Raw genomic sequence first — 305 nt, 5'->3', positions numbered from 1 at the left:
TTCCAGCGGGCGTTTGAGGCCTCTGGCGAAGTACACCCACTGGTGCACACAGACCGCGGCTCCGCATATACATCAGGAACATTTAGCCATTTTCTGGAGTTCCACAATGTGAAGCGCAGTATGTCACGACCAGGTACCCCGTATGACAACGCACCAATGGAGCGTTGGTGGAACGAATTCAAGTTGCGGTGGATGGAACGACACCCGATGGCAAAGACCTACCAGGAGCTGGTCAAGCTGGTTGAGGAAGGCATCCAGTACTTCAACCATCACAATCGTTCAGCACAAAGAAACGGCCTCACCCC

General features: G+C 53.8%; 1 protein-coding gene. It reads left to right on the top strand.

Annotation, left to right across the window (positions count from 1 at the left end; genetic code table 11):
• Positions 1–120 precede the first annotated feature (120 nt).
• Positions 121–305: integrase core domain-containing protein (locus FC75_RS13075; protein ID WP_235808746.1), on the top strand; the 185-nt coding region annotated here is incomplete at its 3' end.

Source organism: Lacticaseibacillus camelliae DSM 22697 = JCM 13995 (assembly GCF_001436615.1).
Classification (GTDB): Bacteria; Bacillota; Bacilli; order Lactobacillales; family Lactobacillaceae; genus Lacticaseibacillus; species Lacticaseibacillus camelliae.
Note: the sequence above shows the minus strand (reverse complement) of the source record. Positions and strands in the feature narration are given on the sequence as shown.